The organism is Glycomyces salinus (genome assembly GCF_016428645.1).
Lineage (GTDB): Bacteria > Actinomycetota > Actinomycetes > Mycobacteriales > Micromonosporaceae > Glycomyces > Glycomyces salinus.
Genome location: NZ_JAELXW010000201.1, coordinates 1 through 223, shown reverse-complemented (window position 1 = coordinate 223; position 223 = coordinate 1). Strand labels below are relative to the sequence as shown.

Genomic DNA, 223 nt, shown 5'->3' with positions numbered 1-223 from the left:
CCATGCCCCGCACACTGACCTGGCGCGGCTGCTCGGTGAGATCGAGGCGGCGTTGAAGGACCAGGAGGAGCTCCTGGAGGGATTGTCCGAGCAGTCCCTGGCCCGCTTGGAGGTGTGGGAGACCGAGAACGGGATGTGGGCCGTCGACGGGCTCCTCGCCTCTGATACCGGCGCCCTGCTCACCAAACTCCTCACCACCGCCGTACCCCCGCCCCGACAAGAC

Annotated in this window: 1 protein-coding gene; it reads left to right on the top strand. The window is 68.2% G+C overall.

The genetic code is table 11. The features are described 5' to 3' along the window. The coding region (locus JFB92_RS25040) for a hypothetical protein (RefSeq protein ID WP_199044688.1) at window positions 1-223 on the top strand (223 nt) is incomplete at both ends.